This window comes from Streptomyces paludis, from assembly GCF_003344965.1.
GTDB classification, from domain to species: Bacteria; Actinomycetota; Actinomycetes; order Streptomycetales; family Streptomycetaceae; genus Streptomyces; species Streptomyces paludis.
In genome coordinates this window covers 1,052,888-1,070,670 of sequence record NZ_CP031194.1, presented here as the reverse complement: position 1 = coordinate 1,070,670, position 17,783 = coordinate 1,052,888, and the positions used below count along the sequence as shown (strand labels likewise).

At 71.4% G+C, this 17,783-nt stretch carries 16 protein-coding genes; 8 read left to right on the top strand and 8 right to left on the bottom strand.

The genetic code is table 11. The features are described 5' to 3' along the window. The first annotated feature begins 14 nt into the window (after positions 1-14). From fxlM to DVK44_RS04630, 3 genes are all read left to right on the top strand, one after another. Positions 15-2,105 carry a methyltransferase, FxLD system gene (gene fxlM / locus DVK44_RS04640; RefSeq protein ID WP_114658456.1) on the top strand — a complete coding sequence of 697 codons (2,091 nt, stop codon included), beginning with the start codon at positions 15-17 and terminating at the stop codon, positions 2,103-2,105. Position 2,106: 1 nt separating this feature from the next. Continuing rightward, positions 2,107-3,207 carry a hypothetical protein gene (locus DVK44_RS04635; protein ID WP_114658455.1) on the top strand — a complete coding sequence of 367 codons (1,101 nt, stop codon included), beginning with the start codon at positions 2,107-2,109 and terminating at the stop codon, positions 3,205-3,207. Between the two features lie 115 nt (positions 3,208-3,322). After that, a complete protein-coding gene (locus DVK44_RS04630) occupies positions 3,323-3,697 on the top strand; it encodes a GntR family transcriptional regulator (protein WP_114658454.1) in 375 nt (124 codons plus the stop codon). A 19-nt stretch (positions 3,698-3,716) separates the two neighbouring features. Here DVK44_RS04630 and DVK44_RS04625 read toward each other — a convergent pair whose 3' ends face one another. From DVK44_RS04625 to DVK44_RS04605, 5 genes are all read right to left on the bottom strand, one after another. Further along, the gene (locus tag DVK44_RS04625) at positions 3,717-4,856 is read right to left on the bottom strand and encodes a DUF5925 domain-containing protein (protein WP_114658453.1); all 1,140 of its coding nucleotides are present in this window, start codon (positions 4,854-4,856) and stop codon (positions 3,717-3,719) included. A 273-nt stretch (positions 4,857-5,129) separates the two neighbouring features. Next, entirely contained in the window at positions 5,130-6,257 is a 1,128-nt protein-coding gene (locus tag DVK44_RS36250; RefSeq protein WP_162793660.1) for a hypothetical protein, read from the bottom strand. A 480-nt stretch (positions 6,258-6,737) separates the two neighbouring features. After that, positions 6,738-7,520, bottom strand: coding sequence for a polysaccharide deacetylase family protein (locus DVK44_RS04615; protein ID WP_228447563.1), 783 nt, complete (start codon positions 7,518-7,520; stop codon positions 6,738-6,740). A gap of 80 nt (positions 7,521-7,600) precedes the next feature. After that, positions 7,601-8,698 carry a glycosyltransferase family 2 protein gene (locus DVK44_RS04610; protein ID WP_228447562.1) on the bottom strand — a complete coding sequence of 366 codons (1,098 nt, stop codon included), beginning with the start codon at positions 8,696-8,698 and terminating at the stop codon, positions 7,601-7,603. Between the two features lie 110 nt (positions 8,699-8,808). Continuing rightward, positions 8,809-9,612, bottom strand: a complete 804-nt coding sequence (locus DVK44_RS04605) for a glycosyltransferase family 2 protein (RefSeq protein ID WP_114658449.1) — start codon at positions 9,610-9,612, stop codon at positions 8,809-8,811. A 619-nt stretch (positions 9,613-10,231) separates the two neighbouring features. On the opposite strand from DVK44_RS04605, the gene DVK44_RS04600 reads away from it, so the two are divergent. Continuing rightward, entirely contained in the window at positions 10,232-11,041 is an 810-nt protein-coding gene (locus DVK44_RS04600; RefSeq protein WP_114658448.1) for an SGNH/GDSL hydrolase family protein, read from the top strand. Between the two features lie 227 nt (positions 11,042-11,268). Further along, positions 11,269-11,532: a hypothetical protein gene (locus DVK44_RS04595; RefSeq protein ID WP_114658447.1), complete on the top strand. Its 264-nt coding sequence runs from the start codon at positions 11,269-11,271 to the stop codon at positions 11,530-11,532. A gap of 140 nt (positions 11,533-11,672) precedes the next feature. On the opposite strand, the gene DVK44_RS04590 is transcribed toward DVK44_RS04595, so the two are convergent. Continuing rightward, positions 11,673-12,446, bottom strand: a complete 774-nt coding sequence (locus DVK44_RS04590) for a GntR family transcriptional regulator (protein ID WP_114658446.1) — start codon at positions 12,444-12,446, stop codon at positions 11,673-11,675. A 31-nt stretch (positions 12,447-12,477) separates the two neighbouring features. Beyond that, complete coding sequence (gene hmgA / locus DVK44_RS04585) at positions 12,478-13,806, bottom strand: homogentisate 1,2-dioxygenase (RefSeq protein WP_114658445.1); 1,329 nt, start codon at positions 13,804-13,806, stop codon at positions 12,478-12,480. Between the two features lie 115 nt (positions 13,807-13,921). Between hmgA and DVK44_RS04580 the strand changes: the two genes are divergently transcribed. Then, complete coding sequence (locus DVK44_RS04580; RefSeq protein ID WP_114664900.1) at positions 13,922-14,641, top strand: TetR/AcrR family transcriptional regulator; 720 nt, start codon at positions 13,922-13,924, stop codon at positions 14,639-14,641. A 177-nt stretch (positions 14,642-14,818) separates the two neighbouring features. After that, complete coding sequence (locus DVK44_RS04575) at positions 14,819-16,216, top strand: ABC transporter ATP-binding protein (RefSeq protein WP_114658444.1); 1,398 nt, start codon at positions 14,819-14,821, stop codon at positions 16,214-16,216. Positions 16,217-16,238: 22 nt separating this feature from the next. Here the strand turns inward: DVK44_RS04575 and DVK44_RS04570 are convergent, their stop codons facing one another. Then, a complete protein-coding gene (locus DVK44_RS04570; protein WP_114658443.1) occupies positions 16,239-17,114 on the bottom strand; it encodes a DMT family transporter in 876 nt (291 codons plus the stop codon). A 290-nt stretch (positions 17,115-17,404) separates the two neighbouring features. Between DVK44_RS04570 and DVK44_RS04565 the strand changes: the two genes are divergently transcribed. Further along, on the top strand, positions 17,405-17,692 hold the full coding sequence (locus tag DVK44_RS04565; protein WP_114664899.1) for a YiaA/YiaB family inner membrane protein: 288 nt from the start codon (positions 17,405-17,407) through the stop codon (positions 17,690-17,692). Positions 17,693-17,783: the final 91 nt, after the last annotated feature.

Below are 17,783 nucleotides of genomic sequence, written 5' to 3'. Positions count from 1 at the left end.
TGAAAAGGGGAAACATGGCACCGGACGAGTGGCGACAACGCGTCATCCGGTTCACCGACTGGGACCGTGCGGAACACACGGCCGTGAAGCATCTGATTCCGGTGCTGACCGCTGCGGACACGGAGCCGCACCAGTGGTCGTTTCTGCGCAAGTTCCCCTCGTGGCGCCTGCGCTACCGCCCCGCCGGTCCGGACCGTACGAAGCGTCTGGACGCCGCCCTGGACGAGCTGGTCACCGCCGGAGTCCTCGTCTCCTGGACGCCGGGTATCCACGAGCCGGAGGAAACCGTCTTCGGCGGTCCGGCCGCCATGGAGATCGCGCACGCGCTGTTCCATCAGGACAGCATTCAGCTGCTTGCCCAGCTGACTCGTGAGCAGGCCGCGAGCGGCCCCGGTCTGGCCCGCCGTGAGCTGGGGGTTCTCCTGCTCAGCGTGGCGATGCGTGCCGCTGGGCTCGACTGGTACGAGCAGGGTGACGTCTGGGCGAGGATCGCAGCCGAGCGGCCTGGCTGCGAAGTCCGGCATTCGGAGCGGCACAAGGCCGCCGTCCACCGGCTGATGACGATCGACGTCAGCCCCAGCAGCCGCGTCGTCACGGATGGCCGACTCGCGCCCGTGGCGGACTGGACAGTCACGTTCGAGTGCCTTGGCCGACAGCTCGGGGACCTCAACCGTCAAGGCCGTCTGGAACGGGGACTGCGGGCTGTGTTCGCCCACCACGGCATCTTCCACTGGAACCGGCTGGGCCTCCCCGCGGAGGACCAGCACACCTTGTCAACACTCGCGAAAGAGGTAGTCATGGGAACGAGCGACAACGCCGCGTCCACCCGTACCGGTGGGGTGCGGAGTACTACGGTCGACGGCGTGAACAGTGAGACCGTCGAAGCCAGTTCAGCCGACCGACTGCGCGCACAACTGATCGACCATCTGGTCGATGAAGGCAGCGTGCGCACGCCCCGCGTGGAGGAAGCCATGCGGACGGTGCCCCGGCACCTCTTCGTCCCGAACGCCCCGCTGGAGAAGGCGTACGGGAACGCTCCCGTCAACACCAAGTTCGACGAGAGCGGCGCCTCCATCAGCTGTGCGTCCCAGCCCGACATCGTCGGCATGATGCTGGAACAGCTGGAGGCCGAGCCTGACCAGAAGATCCTGGAGCTGGGAGCCGGCACCGGCTTCAACGCGGGGCTCCTCGGCCACCTCGTCGGGGAGAAGGGCCATGTCACCACCATCGACGTGGACCAGGACATCGTGGACGGGGCCCGTGCCGGACTGGCCGCAGCCGGCATCCACAACGTGGAAGTGATCCTCGGCGACGGAGCAGTGGGCCACGCCCCCAACGCGCCGTACGATCGCATCGTCGCCACGGTCGGTGCCCATGGCGTGCCTCACGCCTGGCTCGATCAACTGGCACCCGGCGGACGGCTCCTCACCCCGCTGCGTCTGCGCGGCAGCGTCTCCCGCTCGATCGCTTTCGAGCAGAGGGACAGGGCCTGGCGCAGCGTCGGCAGCGAGATGAACACGTTCATGCCTTTGCGCAGGGGTATCGCCGATGACCCGCGCGTCTTCGTCCCCCTGGACCCCGACAACACCGTCACCCTTGTCACCAACGGAGACCAGGCGGCAGATCCGGACGCCCTGAGCGATGTTTTCCGCCGGCCGCGCGCCGAGGTGTGGACGGGCGTCACCTTCCGCGGCCCGGAGTCGGCGGAGTACCTGGAGCTGTGGCTCACCTGCACCATGCCCAACGGCCTGAGCCGGATGCCCGCGAAGCCCGAAGCACTCAGGAGCGGTCTGGTCACTGCGCCCTATGCGTCCTCCACCGCCGTCTTCGAGGGCTCAACGCTCACTTACCTCACCCGACGGCAGGCCGCCGAAAAGGCACCAGACGGCGCCACCCTCTACGAATTCGGCGTCATCGGCCATGGCCCTGACGGGGAGACACTCGCCCGAGACGTCTCCGATCAGGTCCGCGCCTGGGACCGCGACTTCCGGAGCCGCGACGTCGGCTTCGAGATCCAGCCGCTCGGCGCGGCGCCGCTCGCGTCAAAGCCCGGTCGGTTCACCTTCGACAACGAGCTGAACCGCATCGTCATCGAGTGGCAGTGACATGGACGTCGGCCGGACAGCACGGCGGTTCCCGCTGGTCGCCCGTCCGCGTCCGGCCTGCCCGCCCCTTGCCGACCGGGTCCGTGAGATCAGCGACCTGGCCCGCGCCGCCGAGCGCGACAGCACGGTGAACTCCGCTACCGTCGCGCTGAACAAAGCGGCGCTGATCGCGAGCGACTGCGGCATGCCGGAACTGGCACGCGCTCTGTGCCGACGTCACACCGAGGTCTTCCTGCGCGGCCGGCCCCTGGGCGCGCGGGAGGCCCGGTACGCGCTGGAGCCCCTGGTCAATCTGGCCCGCCTGCACATCCGCGACGGCGCCGGGGACGCCGCGTACCTCCTGCTCGACGCGGTGAACCGAGCGGTGAGATCGAAATCCGAAGCGGTCATCGACGGCCGCACCGTGTCCTTCCAGCACCTCACGGACTCGGCGGCCGATCACCAACAGGTGTGCCAGTGGCTGTGGACGGTTCTGCTCGGCGACGGCACCCGCGCCCTTGTCGCCGCCGGCCGATGGGACCGCGCGCGGGCACACGTCGAGCAGCATCACGGAGTGGGCCGACGCCTCTTGGACGGACGTCAAGCAGAGGTGCTGGTCCGCTGTCTCGGTGGACAGCCCACGGAAGCACTGGAGTTCCTGAACAACAGCGCGCTGTCAGAGGATTGGGAACGCCCTGTCGCCGCGTGCCTCGCCGTGCTCTGTCTCACCGCGGCCGGGGACTGCCCTGTCGGCCCCGTCGAGAGCATGGTGGAGCACTACCTGGCACTCGGCACCACCCCCGGACTCGCCGTCTTCCGCTCCCGTGTCGGACTGGCCGTGCTCGACCTCTCCCCACGCCCTCAGCAGGCCGAAGTGCTCCGCCGTCTCGTACACGAGGCAACGGCCTACGGCGACGGGTACGTGGCGCGAGACGTTCTCGCCCATCCGAGGTGCCGCGAGCAGACGGACCAGGACGAGATCCGCACGCTGTCGGCCGCCGTCGCTTCGGCCGGCCTCGGCCGAGGCCGGATGCCCGCGCCTCTGGAGCGGGACCTCGCGGACGCCGTGGCGGTCAGCTTGGGCGTGACAGCACGCCATCTTGCCGGGCGGCTCTCCGCCTAGTCCGTGTCCCGCGTCGTCCGCCTTCCGGGTCGTCCATTCCTCAACCTTCGGCGTGTTCCGGCCAGCTGTGGCGCAGGGCGCCCGCCGGTGGGGGGTCGTGGGGGAGAATCGCCGCGTGACCTTGAAGATCGTGATCGACCCAACGGCCGCGACCGCTCCGTACGAGCAACTGCGCACGCAGATCTCCGCGAAGGCCCGCTCCGGCGCGCTGCCGGTGGGGTACAAGCTTCCGACCGTACGGGGGCTGGCGGGGGAGTTGGGGCTGGCCGCCAATACGGTCGCCAAGGCATACCGCGCGCTGGAGACCGACGGGGTGATCGAGACGCGCGGCAGGAACGGTACGTTCGTCGCCGCCGCCGGCGAGGCCGCCGACCGGGAGGCCGCCACCGCGGCGCGGGCGTACGCCGAGCGCGCGCGGCGGCTGGGGCTGGGGCGGGCGGCGGCGCTCGCGGCGGCGGAGGAGGCCGTGCGGGCCGTTTACGCGAAGTAGGGGCCGGGCCGCGCCCCCGTCAGAGGTAGAGGCCCGCGTCCCGGTTCGTGTGCTGGGCCGGTACCGACGCCGGGCCCGTGCCCCGCCGCAGCGCGTACAGTTCCGCCAGCGTCGCGCCCTCCCGGCCGACCAGGGTCTCCCAGTCGCGGTGCGGAGCGTCGCCTTCCTCGCCCTTGCGGTCCTGCTCCTTCAGCCAGGACAGCGCCTCCGTACGGCTCAGCGCCCCCACCTCGATCCTGGCCAGACAGCGGCCGGGCCGGACCACCGCCGGATGCAGCCGCTCCAGGTCCTCGTTGGTCGTCACCCCCACCAGCACGTTCCGGCCCTGGCCGAGCAGCCCGTCGGTGAGGTTCAGCAGCCGGGACAGCGCCTGCCCCGCCGCGTGCTTCGCCTCGCCGCGGATCAGTTCGTCGCAGTCCTCCAGCAGCAGCAGCCGCCAGCGGCCCTCGGCCGTGCCGTCGTCCTCGCCGATCGCGATGTCCATCAGATAGCCGACGTCGTTGAAGAGCCGCTCCGGGTCCAGCACGCAGTCGACCTGGCACCAGTCCCGCCAGGACCGGGCCAGTGTGCGCAGCGCGGAGGTCTTGCCGGTGCCCGGCGGGCCGTGCAGCAGCAGCAGCCGGCCCGAGATGTCGTCCGGCGTCAGCTTCATCAGCCGGTCCATCGCGTCGGCCACCGGGGAGCGGTAGTTGGTCCTGACATCGGCCCAGGTGCCCGCGGTGATCTGCCGGGTGGTGCGGTGCGGGCCCTGCTTCGGCGAGTAGTACCAGAAGCCCATGGGCACCGCGTCCGGCTGGGTCTCCGGCTGGTCCCGGGCGCCGTCGGTGGCCTGGCGGAGCATCGTTTCGGCGAGTTCGGCGGTGACGGCCGTCACCGTCACATCCGCCCGGTGGTTCCACCGCGACACCAGCAGGGTCCAGCCCGCGCCCTCGGAGAGCGTCGCGCCGCGGTCGTCGTCCACGGCCCGGCGCAGCACCTCCGCGCCCGGCGGCAGCAGGGTCGAGCCGGGCTTGACCCGGTCGATGCTGGTGCTGTGGGAGTACGGCTGCTCGCCCGTCGTGAAACGGCCGAGGAACAGCGCGTCGACCACGTCCGACGGGGAATCGCTGTCATCGACGGTGAGCCGGATCGGCAGCGCGTCCTGAGGTTCGGCAGACATGCCGCACATGATCCGGCACGGCGGCGGTCGGCGCACCGTGTTTTGCCCACTACCGCCGCGCGGGAACGGGTCAGCCGGGCGGTGGACGTAGGCCCGCGACGACGGGCCGAACGCCGTCTCGTGGAGGCCCGGGTCGCATGCGGCCTTCCACGGCAGGTCTCCCACACGTCCGGGCCGACGGTCTCGCCGTCCCACTCACCCCACCGCCGGATGACGAGTCCGGCCCTGACGCTGACGCGGCAGGGCCAGAACCCCAAGATCTTCAGGAGTCTTCTAGTAGTAGGTGCCGCCGCCGTAGCCGTACCCGCCGGTGATGTCCGGGTACGTCGACGACGCGCCGCGGTGGCGTGACTGGCTGGCCATGCGGCGGCGCGACTGGCTGCGCTGCCGGGACCGGCCGGTCCGCTCGTCGTCGTAACCGCCGTCGTCGAAGCTGGTCGCGAAGTCCGCCCCGTCGAAGGTCTCGCCGGGGGCCAGCAGGTTCAGCTGCTCCCGCTGGCTCATCCGGCCCCGGGAACGGCTGCGCCGACGGGACCGATCGCGCTGACGGTAGGAGGTGTCCAGCTCCTGGGGGCTGGCACTGCGGTCGCTCCCGAGGTCCGGGAAGTCGCTCAGCGACTCGAAGTCGTTGGTCCGCCCCGAGCGCAGCCGGTACGAGCGGGCACCGTGGCGCCGCATCATGGCGTCCTGCTCGTCCTCGTCCAGGTAGCGACCGGTGCGCGCGACCCGGCGTCCCGCTTCGAGTTCGGCCCGCTCGTAGTTCATCAGCGGCCGTGTCCTGCGCACCTGGCCATTGCTGTCGAAGTACGGGGCGCCGCTCCGGCCGCGGCGGAGCATGTGGTTGTAGCTGTTGTTGGACTGCTCGACGGCCGCGGTGCGCGGTGCGTTGCGGAAGCCGGGCTGATGGGCGTACCCCATCATGTTCATGTGCGTGGCGTTGGCCGGGTTGTTGTGTATCTCCAGGGCCTCGGTCTGCGCGTCGCGGTACTGCTGCTGCGTCATACCGGTCGTACCGATGCGGGTCCGGGGGCGTGTGCCGGTGCCGTCGTGGGCCCTGTGGTCGTCATAGCCCTCGTAGTAGGCGGGGAGGTCGTTCTCCACGGCTCGGGCGTTGGCGCCGGCCGCTCCCGACTGGCCACGGGGCACCCGGGTACGGGCGCGGGGGGCGGCGGCGGAGTAGAGGATCGGGTGTTCGGCCTGGTGCGTGCTGTTGCCGTCGATCACCGCGTTCCACTCGTCCTCCAGACGGCGCCGCTCGCGGTTGCGGCCGCGGTAGGTGCCTTCGTCGTACTCTCCGGCGCGCTGGATCGTCAGCGGGGCGTTGGCGTTCGGCCCGGACAGACTGCGTGCGACAGCCGCGTTGCCCACGAGCCGCTGGAGGTTCAGGATCGAAGTCGCCACGGAAGAAGCCGCGTTGGCGTTCTGCCGGGGGAGGGGGCGGGAAGACGTCCCCCCCCACGTGTCCGGGCCGGTTGTGCGTACATCGCTGGCTCCCTGGGCTGTGCAGGCTCTCGTCGAGCAAATTGACGACGGTACGGGAGGGCGACGACGCGACACCAGGGCCTCCGAGGCACAAGTCGGGTTCCTGGCGGGCAGAGTTGAGACGGTCCGGCCGACGGACGGACTGCCCCGGACTCCCTTCCCCGGTGCCCCGCACCTCGATCAGGGCTTCGGCCGAGACCTGTTCCCGGTCGAGGTGCCGGCGGACGGCGTCCGGCGAGAGCGGCCGCTACGGAGGCGTGGCACGCAAGACGGACCGAGCGGGCCGACGAGGCCGCTCGCGAGGGCATGCGCATGCGCGAGACGCTGATCAGCCTTCTGGGGCCTCTCGTCCGGATCAGGCTGGACCCCGCGAGTCCTGCATGATCCGGACGAAGGATCCTAGGCCGCCGCCGTCGGGCGCCCCCTCACCACCGCTCCCGCCCGGCGGGCGCGGCGTACGAGGGCGTAGCCCTTGGTGAGCGCCCGGTCCAGGGCGAAGGCGCGGGTCAGCGCGCGGCCCTCGACGAGATGGGCGAACTCCGCGAGGCCGGTGCTGCGCCGTACGGTCACCCGGTTCAGGGCGTACGGACCCTGGGCGCGACGGGCCAGGGCGTTGCCGACCGCCAGCGACTGCGCGAATCCGGCCGTACGGACCGTATGGCGCACACGCCGGCTGGAGTAGCCGAACGGATAGGCGAAGGAGGCGGGCGGCGCGCCCAGTTCGGTGGCGAGGATCTCGCGGCAGCGGCGGATCTCGAAGGTGAGCCGTACGTCGTCGAGCTGGTCGAGCTGCGGATGGGTGTGGCTGTGACCGCCGATCTCCACACCGGCGGCGGCCAGTTCCCGGACCTCGTCCCAGTCGAGCATGGTGTCGGGGGCCCCGCCCGTGTCGTACCGCCCGCGCAGCCAGCCCGTCGAGACGAACAGCCCGGCGGCGAAGGAGTACGAGGCGAGGACCGGCAGCGCGTGCCGGCGCACGCCCGCGTAGCCGTCGTCGAAGGTGATCAGCACGGGCCGCTCCGGCAGCGGGTCGCCCGCGCGCCAGGCACCGGCGAGCCGGGCCGGGGTGACCGGGGTGAAGCCGCGGTCGTGCAGCAGCTCCATCTGGTCGGCGAACGCCTCGGGCGATACGGACAGTCCGTAGGTGGAGGCCGCGGGCCGGTGCCCGATCGCGTGGTACATGAGGATCGGGACGCCGGCCGGCGGGGTCGGCGCGTACTGCGCCGGGCCCGCCGGACGGGTCGCCGGGGTCGGACGGGTCGTCATGCGGCGGCTCCCCGGCGGAGCGCGTCCCGGCGGGCGGCGGCCGGGTGCTCGGCCGCGCCCGGCGCGGCCGTATCCGGTAGGGCCGCATCCGGTACGGTCGCGCCCGACCCGAGGGGCCCCGGCGTCAACGCCCCGCCCCCGCCCCGCGTCCGGAAGCGGCCCACCAGATAGCCCGCCGCCGCCGCGGTCACCCCGACCACGATCGCCCCGGCCCGGCCGAAGCCGCCCGGCCGCCCCCGTACCCCGTCGCGCAGACCGCGCGCGACACCGGCCGGGAGTACGCGGGTGGTGTAACGGCGCTCGGACGCGAGCCCCTTGTCCGCCCCCACGCTTCTGGTGACCAGCGCCTTGGACAGCCCCTCCGCGTACGTACGCGAACAGAAGTAGCGGAACCGTTCCCGCACGTGCGGCACCCGGTGGTGGATGACCGCGCGGTCGTCGATCAGCAGCTTCGCGTCCGGTACGGCGTCGGTGAGCCGGATGCACAGCTCCGTCTCCTCGCCGCCCAGCGGGAGCCGGTCGCCGTCCCGTCCGATGCCCGTCGCGAAGCCGCCCGCGGTGTCGAACACAGTTCGCCGGAAGGACGCGTTCCCGCCGAGGACGTTACGGACCCGTACCCGGCCCCCGGGCAGCCCCCGGTACGTACAGCCGACGACCCAGTCGAACTCCTCGGGGAACCAGCCGGGCCGGGCGCCCGACGCCCAGGCGGGCACGGTCCGGCCGCCGACGGCCAGCACGTGCCGGTCGTCCACCGGCCGGCCGCCGGGCCCGGTTTCGCCGTACGCCTCGTCGAAGACGCGCAGCCAGTCCCGTTCGGCGACCGCGTCGTCGTCCAGGAAGGCCACGATCTCCCCGCGGGCGGCGGCGATCCCGGTGTTGCGGCCGGCGGAGAGCCCGCGCGGACCGGCGTTGGGCAGCACGCGCACCTCGCCGCGCGCCGCCTCCTTCGCGTACTCCCGGACCAGCCGCGCCAGCAGGTCCGGGTGGTGGTCGACCACCAGCAGCGTCTCCAGCGCGGGCAGCGACTGCCGCCGTACGGAGCCGACCGCCGCGCGGATGTCGTCCCAGCGCTCCTCGGTGTACACGCAGATCACCACGGAGAACGGGCGGGCGTGGACGGGGGAGGGGACAGGGGAGTCGACTGGGTGCGGGTGCGGGTGCGGGTGCGGGTGCGGGTGCGGGTGCGAGTGCGGGTGCCGCGCGGTCATGTCGCCTTCCTCCGGGGGACGGTGACCCCCGCCGCGACCGGGCGGCGGCGCCGGGTCGACCTCGGGACGCCGCGTTCGCGCAGGATCACGCCGAGGACGCGCAGACCGTCTCTCACGGCTCTCAGATTGCTGACCCCGTGGATCCGGTCGTACTCGTGGCTCGGTATCTCCTGCACCTTCAGCCCCGCCTTGACGACCCGGATGTTCATCAGGGTCTCCACCTCGAAGCCGGTGCAGTCCAGCGTGATCTCGTCCAGGCAGTGGCGCCAGAAGGCGTTGTAGCCGTAGCAGAGATCGGTGTAGCGGGCGCCGAACTTGGCGTTGACGACGGCGCACAGCACCCGGTTGCCGAGCTTGCGGATCACCGTCATGTCGTCCGTGCCGCCGCCGTTGGCGAAGCGCGAGCCCTTGGCGAAGTCGGCGCCGGAGACCAGGGCCGACACATAGGAGACGATCTCCTGGCCGTCGGCCGAGCCGTCCGCGTCGACCATCACGATGATGTCGCCCGTGCAGGCGGCGAATCCGCTGATCAGGGCATCGCCCTTGCCCTTGCCGCGCTGCTCGACCACCTTGATGTCCGGCCACAGCTCGCGGGCCACCCGGATCGTGTCGTCGGTCGAGTCGCCGTCCACCAGGACGACTTCATGGATCCAGTCGGGCAGGGTCTTGAAGACGTACGGAAGGTTCTCGGCCTCGTTCATCGCGGGGATCACGACGCTGACGGGCGGGGTGATCGCGAGGTGCGAGGAGATGGGCCGGTACTGCGGATGACCGCCGGCGGGCGCGGTCGTGGGAACCACCTTCGTGGGAACGACTGCCGTGGGAACGGCTGCCGTGGAAACCACTGTCGTGGGAACGACTAACGGATCTTCGCCCGATACCGCCGGGCGCAGCGAAGCGCTCACGAGTCTCTTTCCCTCTCGTCCGGTGGACCGCCCGCCCCTGGGCGGTCCGGCTGTGTTTCCGGTTCGAAAGGGGGGTTCTCACCCCGCCCATGACGAAAGGGAGCCCCGTACCGGAACTCCGTACTGGATGGGTGAGCTGTGGTACATGCCGCGCGGCACGCGACTCGGCACCACGTGCGAACGCCGAGCGCGACACCCCCCTACCGCGCCCCGCCCCGGGAGCCATCGCGACCTTCGAGCCCTCCCCAGGAGCCGCTTGCATGATGGACCGATGCGGGTGGATGTACGACGGTATTGATGATTGGGACTGTATGGCAAGAGCTGGAACGTGGGAGTGCTTTTCTGTTTCTTTGGCCGTACTTCGACGGTCAGATCCGTAACCTCCCTGATCAAAACCGCTCAACTCGGCCACCGTGGCGGGAACTTCACTGAATGCACTTGGCATGAACACTTCCAGTGAAGTGGATCGGCTGGTACGAAACAAGGGGCAGAAACCCTGCTAAGGAGAGGTCCCATGAAACCGTCCCGCATTACGGCATTCGCCACCTCGCTCCTCCTCGGCGCCGTCCTCGCTCTCACCGGAGCGGCCTCGGCCCACGCGGCCCCCACCGTCGCAGCCGTCGACTATGTGGCGCTGGGGGACTCGTACTCCTCCGGTCTCGGAGCCGGCGCCTACGACAGCGCCAGCGGCGACTGCAAGCGCACGTCCAGGGCCTACCCGGCTCTCTGGGCGACCGCGAACAAGCCCGCCACCTTCGCGTTTACCGCGTGCTCGGGCGCTCGTACGAGTGATGTGACCGCCAGTCAGCTGACGCCGCTGAACTCCGGCACCGACCTCGTCAGTATCACCGTCGGAGGCAATGACGCGGGCTTCTCCGACGTCATGACGGTGTGTGTCCTCCAGTCCCAGTCGGCCTGTCTCACCAGAATCGCCACCGCCCGCTCCTACGTCGATACGACCCTGCCCGGCCGGCTCGACTCCGTGTACACGGCGATCAAGACCAAGGCGCCCTCGGCCCGGGTCGTCGTCCTCGGCTACCCCCGCTTCTACAAGATCGGCGGCAGCTGCCTCGCCGGACTGAGCGACACCGTGCGTACGGCGATCAACAACGCCTCCGACCATCTGAACGCGGCGACCGCCAAGCGGGCCGCCGACCACGGATTCACCTTCGCGGAAGTGGCCGGCGCCTTCACCGGCCATGAGATCTGCTCGGGCTCCGCGTGGCTGCACAGCCTCAACGTGCTCAACGTCTCCGAGTCCTACCACCCCACCGCCGCCGGTCAGTCGGGCGGCTATCTGCCGGTCCTCGCCTCGGCCGCGTAACGGGGGAGGGGCCGGAGAAGCCGGCGGCGTCCCGCCGGGCGCCGCGGGCCGTCTCCGTACCGTAACAGGTGAAGTGTCCAACTCGCCCTGAAAACGGATGGATCGACACCCGCTGATCGTTCCCGTACGAGTGCGGTCAATCCCCGAGGCGGGATACACGGGTGTCCGTAAGGGGCGATAGGGTTAACCTGCCCGGGCCGGGTGCCCTTGTACGGGTGGGGAGTGACATGAATCGGATAACGGTACACAGCAGGGCGCGAGTCCCTGCGATCACCTGCGGAAGCAGCGCGTCCAGTTCGCGCCTCGACCGCCATCTCTCGGTGCTCGGCGGTCCCGCCGTGCCCCAGCGCGAGACGGTCGAGGCGACCTTGCTGATGCGCGAGCTGACCGCGCGCGACCGCTCGGAGACGCACCGGAACAAGGGCGCGCGGGTCTCGCTCTTCGCGCCGCTGCGCCGACTGCGCCGCTCGCTCTTCGGCGGCCGCCGCTGAGTCTGCCGTCCTCCTTCCTTTCCCCCGCTTGCCGCCGTCCTTCTCCGTAACCCGTGTTCTCCGCTCACTCCCCGCCGTCGGCGTACCGCCGGACCGCGAGCGGCACGCACAAGGCCGGCGGCACAGCGTGACCGGTGCGCTCAGCGCGCCGGCGGTTCGCCCATCGGGTCCGCCTCGACCGTGACCGAGAAGGCGAACCGGTCGCCCCGATAGCGGATCCTCGCCACATCCACCACCCGGCCGTCCACGTCGTACGTCACCCCCGTGTGGTGCAGGATCGGGCTCAGCAGCGGCACCCGCAGCAGCTGAGCCGTCTCCGGGTCCGCGAGCCGCGCCTCGACCGTGTCCGTGATCCGGCCGATCCGCACCCCGACGAGATCGCGCAGCACCTTCGTCATCGGCCAGCGCTCCAGATCCGCCACCACGATCCGCTCCGCGATCTCCGGACGCACCGCGTTCTCCGCCCAGTTGACCGGCTCACCGCTCTCACCGTCGGTCCGCAGCCGCCGGTACGACACGATGGCGTCCAGCCCCGGGAAGTACTCGGCCAGCTCGGCCGGGACCGGGGCCGGGCCATGGCCGAGGACCGTCGTCGGCTCACCGGACTGCTGCGCCACGACCGTGTCGATCGAGCCCAGCAGCCGGCGCGGGGCGCCGCGCCGCGCGCCCGGCTCGATGAAGGTGCCGCGCCGCCGGTGCCGGCTGATCAGCCCCTCCTCCTCCAACTCCTTCAGCGCCTGCCGCATCGTCAGCACACTGACGCCGTAGTGCGCGGCGAGCCGCTCCTCGGTGGGCAGCCGCAGCGGGTCCTCGGGCCGGCGGCCCAGTATCGAGGCGCGCAGCGACTGCGAGACCTGGTACCAGAGCGGCAGCTTGCGGTTCAGGACCAGCGAGTCGGGGGCGAAGGCGGTCAACGGCGGCTCCTGCCTGTCGTTCCGGGCCGGATCAGGGCCTGAAGTGGCGCTCAAGACCCTGCCACACCGCGTCGTACCCCTGTTGCAGATGCCCCGCCCCCGCCGCCTGCGCGGTCGCCGTGACCGGCCAGCGCGTCTCGAACATGAACGCCAGGCCGTCGTCGATCCGCTGCGGGCGCAGCTCGGCGGCGCTCGCCCGGTCGAAGGTCTCCCGGTCGGGGCCGTGCGCCGACATCATGTTGTGCAGCGAACCGCCGCCGGGCACGAACCCGCCCTCGCCGGCCGACTTCGCGTCGTACGCCCCCTCGATCAGACCCATGTACTCGCTCATCACATTGCGGTGGAAGTACGGCGGCCGGAAGGTGTCCTCCCCGACCAGCCAGCGCGGCGCGAACACGACGAAGTCGACCCCCGCGAGCCCCGGGGTGTCGGACGGCGAGGTCAGCACGGTGAAGATCGACGGGTCGGGGTGGTCGTAGCTGATGGACCCGATGACATTGAAGCGGCGCAGGTCGTAGACGTACGGCACATGGTTGCCGTGCCAGGCGACGACATCGAGCGGCGAGTGGTCGTAGGTGGCGGACCAGAGATTGCCGCAGAACTTGCTGACCACCTCCACCGGCCGCTCGATGTCCTCGTACGCGGCGACCGGCGCGAGGAAGTCCCGGGCGTTCGCCAGGCCGTTGGCGCCGATCGGGCCCAGGTCGGGCAGGGTGAAGGGCCGTCCGTAGTTCTCGCAGACATAGCCGCGCGCCGTCGCGTCCAGCAGCTCGACGCGGAAGCGCACCCCGCGCGGGATCAGCGCGACCTCGCCGGGCCGGGCGGCCAGCAGCCCCAGCTCGGTGCGGATCAGCAGCCCGCCGTGCTCCGGGACGATCAGCAGTTCGCCGTCCGCGTCGCTGAACACCCGGTCCGTCATGGAGGTGTCGGCGTGGTACAGATGCACCGCCATGCCCTCGCGGCGCGTCGCGTCCCCGTTGCCGCCGAGCGTCCAGAGCCCGGCCAGGAAGTCGGTGCCGGGGGCGGGCGCCGGGAGCGGGTCCCAGCGGAGCCGGTTGGGATCGGGGACGGACTCGGTGAAGGGCGCGCCCCGCAGCCCGCCGTTGCCGGTCCGGACGAACGGCGGATGCGCGGCCGACGGGCGGATCCGGTAGAGCCAGGAGCGCCGGCCCTGTGCGCGCGGCTCGGTGAAGGCGCTGCCGCTCAGCTGCTCCGCGTAGAGCCCGAGGGGGGCGCGCTGCGGCGAGTTGCGGCCGTGCGGCAGGGCGCCGGGCACCGCCTCCGAGCTGTGTTCATTGCCGAAGCCGGGGGAGTACTCCAGCGCTTCGGCCGTCCCGCGCGTCTGCTCGATGCCGCTCATCGTCCGTGTCCGCTCCCTGCTCGTGGCGTCCCGGGGAAGCTTGTGGCGTCCCGGTGAATCCTATGGGTCACCGTAGGATTGGGCGGTCGGTACGTCAACGAGGCGGCGCGGCATGATGGTCCCCGTGTCACGCGACCGTACGAACGCGAAACCCCCGCAGCCCGTGCCCGGCGGGGGGCTGCGCCGGGTGCCCGTGCAGCGGCGCAGCGCGGAGCGGCTGACGCGGATCCTCGACGCCTGCGCGGCGCTGCTGGACGAGACGGGGTACGAGCGGCTGTCCACCCGGGCGGTCGCCGCGCGCGCGGGTGTCCCCATCGGGTCCGTCTACCGGTTCTTCGGCGACAAGCGCGCCATGGCGGACGCGCTCGCCCACCGCAATCTGGACCGGTACGCGGAGCGCGTCACGGTGCGGTTCGGGGAGCTGGCCGCGGGGGACTGGCGGGGCGCCATCGACGCCGTACTCGACGAGTACCTCGCGATGAAGCGCAGTGTGCCGGGCTTCGCGCTGGTCGACTTCGGCGCGCAACTCCCGCTGGGGACGCGGGTACCGGTGTCCGAACGGGACCCGGCGCCGGCCGCCGCACCGCCCGCCGGTGTGCCTGCCGGCCCGCCCGTCGACCCCAACCGGCAGGTCGCCCACCGGCTCACCGCGCTGCTCGCCGCCCACCTCGGCCGTACGCCCGACGCCGCGCTGCACCGCTCCGTCCTGGTCGCCGTCGAGGCCACCGACGCACTGCTCCAACTCGCGTTCCACACGGACCCGGCCGGCGATCCCGGCATCGTCCTCGAAACAAGGGTCCTGCTGCGCGCCTACCTCGCGCGGACGCTCGACTGAACCGCGGGCCGCCCGGGCCGGTCCATGGCTGGGAAGCGTGTGAAGCGTGTGCGATACACCGTGAGAGGTTCGCCCAGATCATTCCCCGGCCGCCCGTAGTCGGCTACCTTCGTGCGTTCACACGACATACGCGTACGCGCACACATACGGCACACGGCTCACGGGCGGAACCCATCCATGACTCGCGCCATCTCTCTGCACAGTGTCAGCAAGACGTACGGACGCGCTTCCCGGGCCGTCGACCGCTTCTCGCTCGATATCGCGCCGGGCGAGTTCCTGGTGCTGCTCGGCCCCTCGGGGTGCGGCAAGTCGACCGTTCTGCGCATGATCGCGGGGCTGGAGGACATCACCGAGGGCGACCTGATCCTCGACGGCGAGTACGCCAACCTCATGCCGCCCCGGGAGCGCCGGATGGCCATGGTGTTCCAGAACTTCGCGCTCTATCCGAACATGACCAACCGCGACAACATCGGTTTCCCGCTCCGGCTGGAGAACCCGCGCGAGGACCGCACCGCGCGCGTCGACGCCACCGCGCGCATGCTCGGCATCGAGAGCGTCCTCGACCGCTATCCGAGCCAGCTCTCCGGCGGCGAGCGGCAGCGGGTCGCGATGGGCCGGGCGATCTCCCGGCGGCCCTCGGCCTTCCTCATGGACGAACCGCTGTCCAATCTCGACGCGAAGCTCCGCAGCCATCTGCGCGCCGAGATAGCCCGGCTGACGGCCGAACTCGGCGTCACCACGGTGTATGTGACGCATGATCAGGCCGAAGCGATGTCGCTCGGCGACCGGGTCGCGGTGATGCGCGGCGGAGTGCTCCAGCAGGTCAGCGCACCGCGCGAGGTGTACGCGCTGCCGGAGAACGTGTTCGTCGCCGCGTTCATCGGGACCCCGCGCATCAATCTGCTGGAGGCGGTGGTGTACGCGCCGCTGGACGGCCGGATGGCGATCGACCTCGGCCGGCAGCGGCTGCCGCTGCCCGAACCCCTCAGCTCCGACCACCAGTTGCTCCGTATCCAGCAGGGCCGCCAGATCATCGTCGGACTCCGGTCGGAGGCGGCCCGGATCGCGCCGCCGAGCCAGGCGCGCCCCGGTGAGGTGGCGCTGAGCGGCATCGTCGAGCACATGGAGTACCAGGGGCACGAGGCGCTGGTGCATCTCAACACCGGCTCCCGGCCCGCCGTGGTGACCGACCTCGAATCGCCCCGGCCACGCTCCGGCTCGCGCGGACGCCGGGGCCCGGGACTGCTGCGGCGGCTCACGGGCCGGACGGCGGGGCGGACGGGTCCGGTGGGCCCGGTGGGGCCGGTGGTGGTGCTGGACGACGAGGAGAGGGGCGGGGACAGGGGCGGGGACAGACGCTGGGAACCGTACGGGAGCGAAGCGCCGGGGGAGTCCATGCCGGACCGCGCCACCCTCGCCGCGAGCGACCTGGTCGTCCGCACCGGCCCCGACATGCGGCTGCGCACGGGCGCGCAGGTGCCGCTCCTGGTCGACCTGGCCCACCTGTACGTCTTCGACCACCACGGCCGCAGAATCTGCCCGGCACCGAGGGAAGTGCCGGGCCTGGACGAGTAGTTGGGCCGCCCCGCCTTACGGGTCAGCGCGAAGGGCGCGCCCGGGACCGGGACCGGGACACCGCCACGCCCGCCAGACAGAGCGCGCCGCCGCCGAGGGTGAGCAGGGCGGGGACCTCATCGAGGAGGAGCCAGGACATCAGCACGACCAGCGCGGGGACGGCGTACGTGGTTGCGCCCATCCGGCCCGCCGTCGTACGCGCCAGGGCGTACGCCCAGGTGGTGAAGGCCAGCGCGGTCGGGAAGACCCCGAGGTAGACCATGTTGAGGGTGGCTCCGACGGGGGCGCTCGACGCCTCGTGGATCAGCTGTCCCGCGAACGGCAGGCAGGCGACCGTACCGACCAGACAGCCGAAGGCCGTCACCTGGAGCGCCCCGGCGTGCGCCAGCGCGGGCTTCTGTGCCACCACACCGCCCGCGTACGCGACCGCCGCCAGCAGGCACAGCACGACGCCGAGGGCGGAGGCGTGGCCCTCGCCCGACATGGACAGCCCCACCGCCACCGCGCCCGCGAAGGACACCGCCATGCCCGCGAGCAGCCGCGGCGGCAGCTTTTCGCCGAGCAGCCCGGCGCCGAGCAGCGCGATCAGGATCGGGCCGATGTTCACCAGCATCGCGGCCGTCCCCGCGTCGACCTCCCGCTCGGCCCAGTTGAGCACGACCATGTACGCGCCGAACCAGAGCAGCCCGGAGACCAGGATCCCCGGCCAGGCGGCGCGCGGCGGCAGTCCCACGCGCCGTACGGCACAGACCGCGCCGAGTACGAGCGTGCCCGCGAGCAGCCGGCCGAGCGCCAGCGCCCCCGGGGAGTAGACGGCGCCCGCGCTACGGATGGAAACGAAGGCCGAGGCCCAGAGCAGAACCGTCACTCCGGCGGCTGCGGGCGGTAGCCAGGACATGGCCCTCGGGGCGGCCTCCGGTGCGGGCGTTGTCCCGGGCACCTCTGCCGAACTGGTCGATTGCGTCATAGCGGGAACGTACGCGGAGAACCCTTCGGCGCTCACCGCAATATCCCGGCTCCCGGCTCCCGGCTCCCGGCGGTATCCCTCAGCACCCCTCAGCGCAGTGCCGCCGGCTCGACGCCCCGCCGCTCGCCCAACTCCCGCTCGCCCGCCCGGACCGTACTGAGTAGGCGCACTGAGTAGCCGTACGGATGTGGTCCCTGCCCGCGCCGCCGATGCTGGCACACATGAACGACACACCGGTCAAGCAGCAGAACACCGCGGCCTACTACGCCCAGGCGGTCGCCTCCTTCGCACTCGCCCTGACGGCCCTGGCCGTCGGTATCGCCAAGCTTGAGGCCAGCGCATGGGTGCGCGGGTTTCTCGCGGTGGCCGTCCTCTATCTGACGACCTCGGCGTTCACCCTGGCCAAGGTGGTCCGGGACCGGCAGGAGGCCGGGCAGATCGTCAGCCGGGTCGACCAGGCCCGGCTGGAGAAGATGCTCGCCGAGCACGACCCGTTCCAGAAGCTCTGAGCGCGGAGCACGGGCAGAGCACTAAGCGCTTGCTCACCCTCGGGGTAGGGTGTGCGCCTGTCGAACCGTCGAATGGACGGCCGAACGAGAG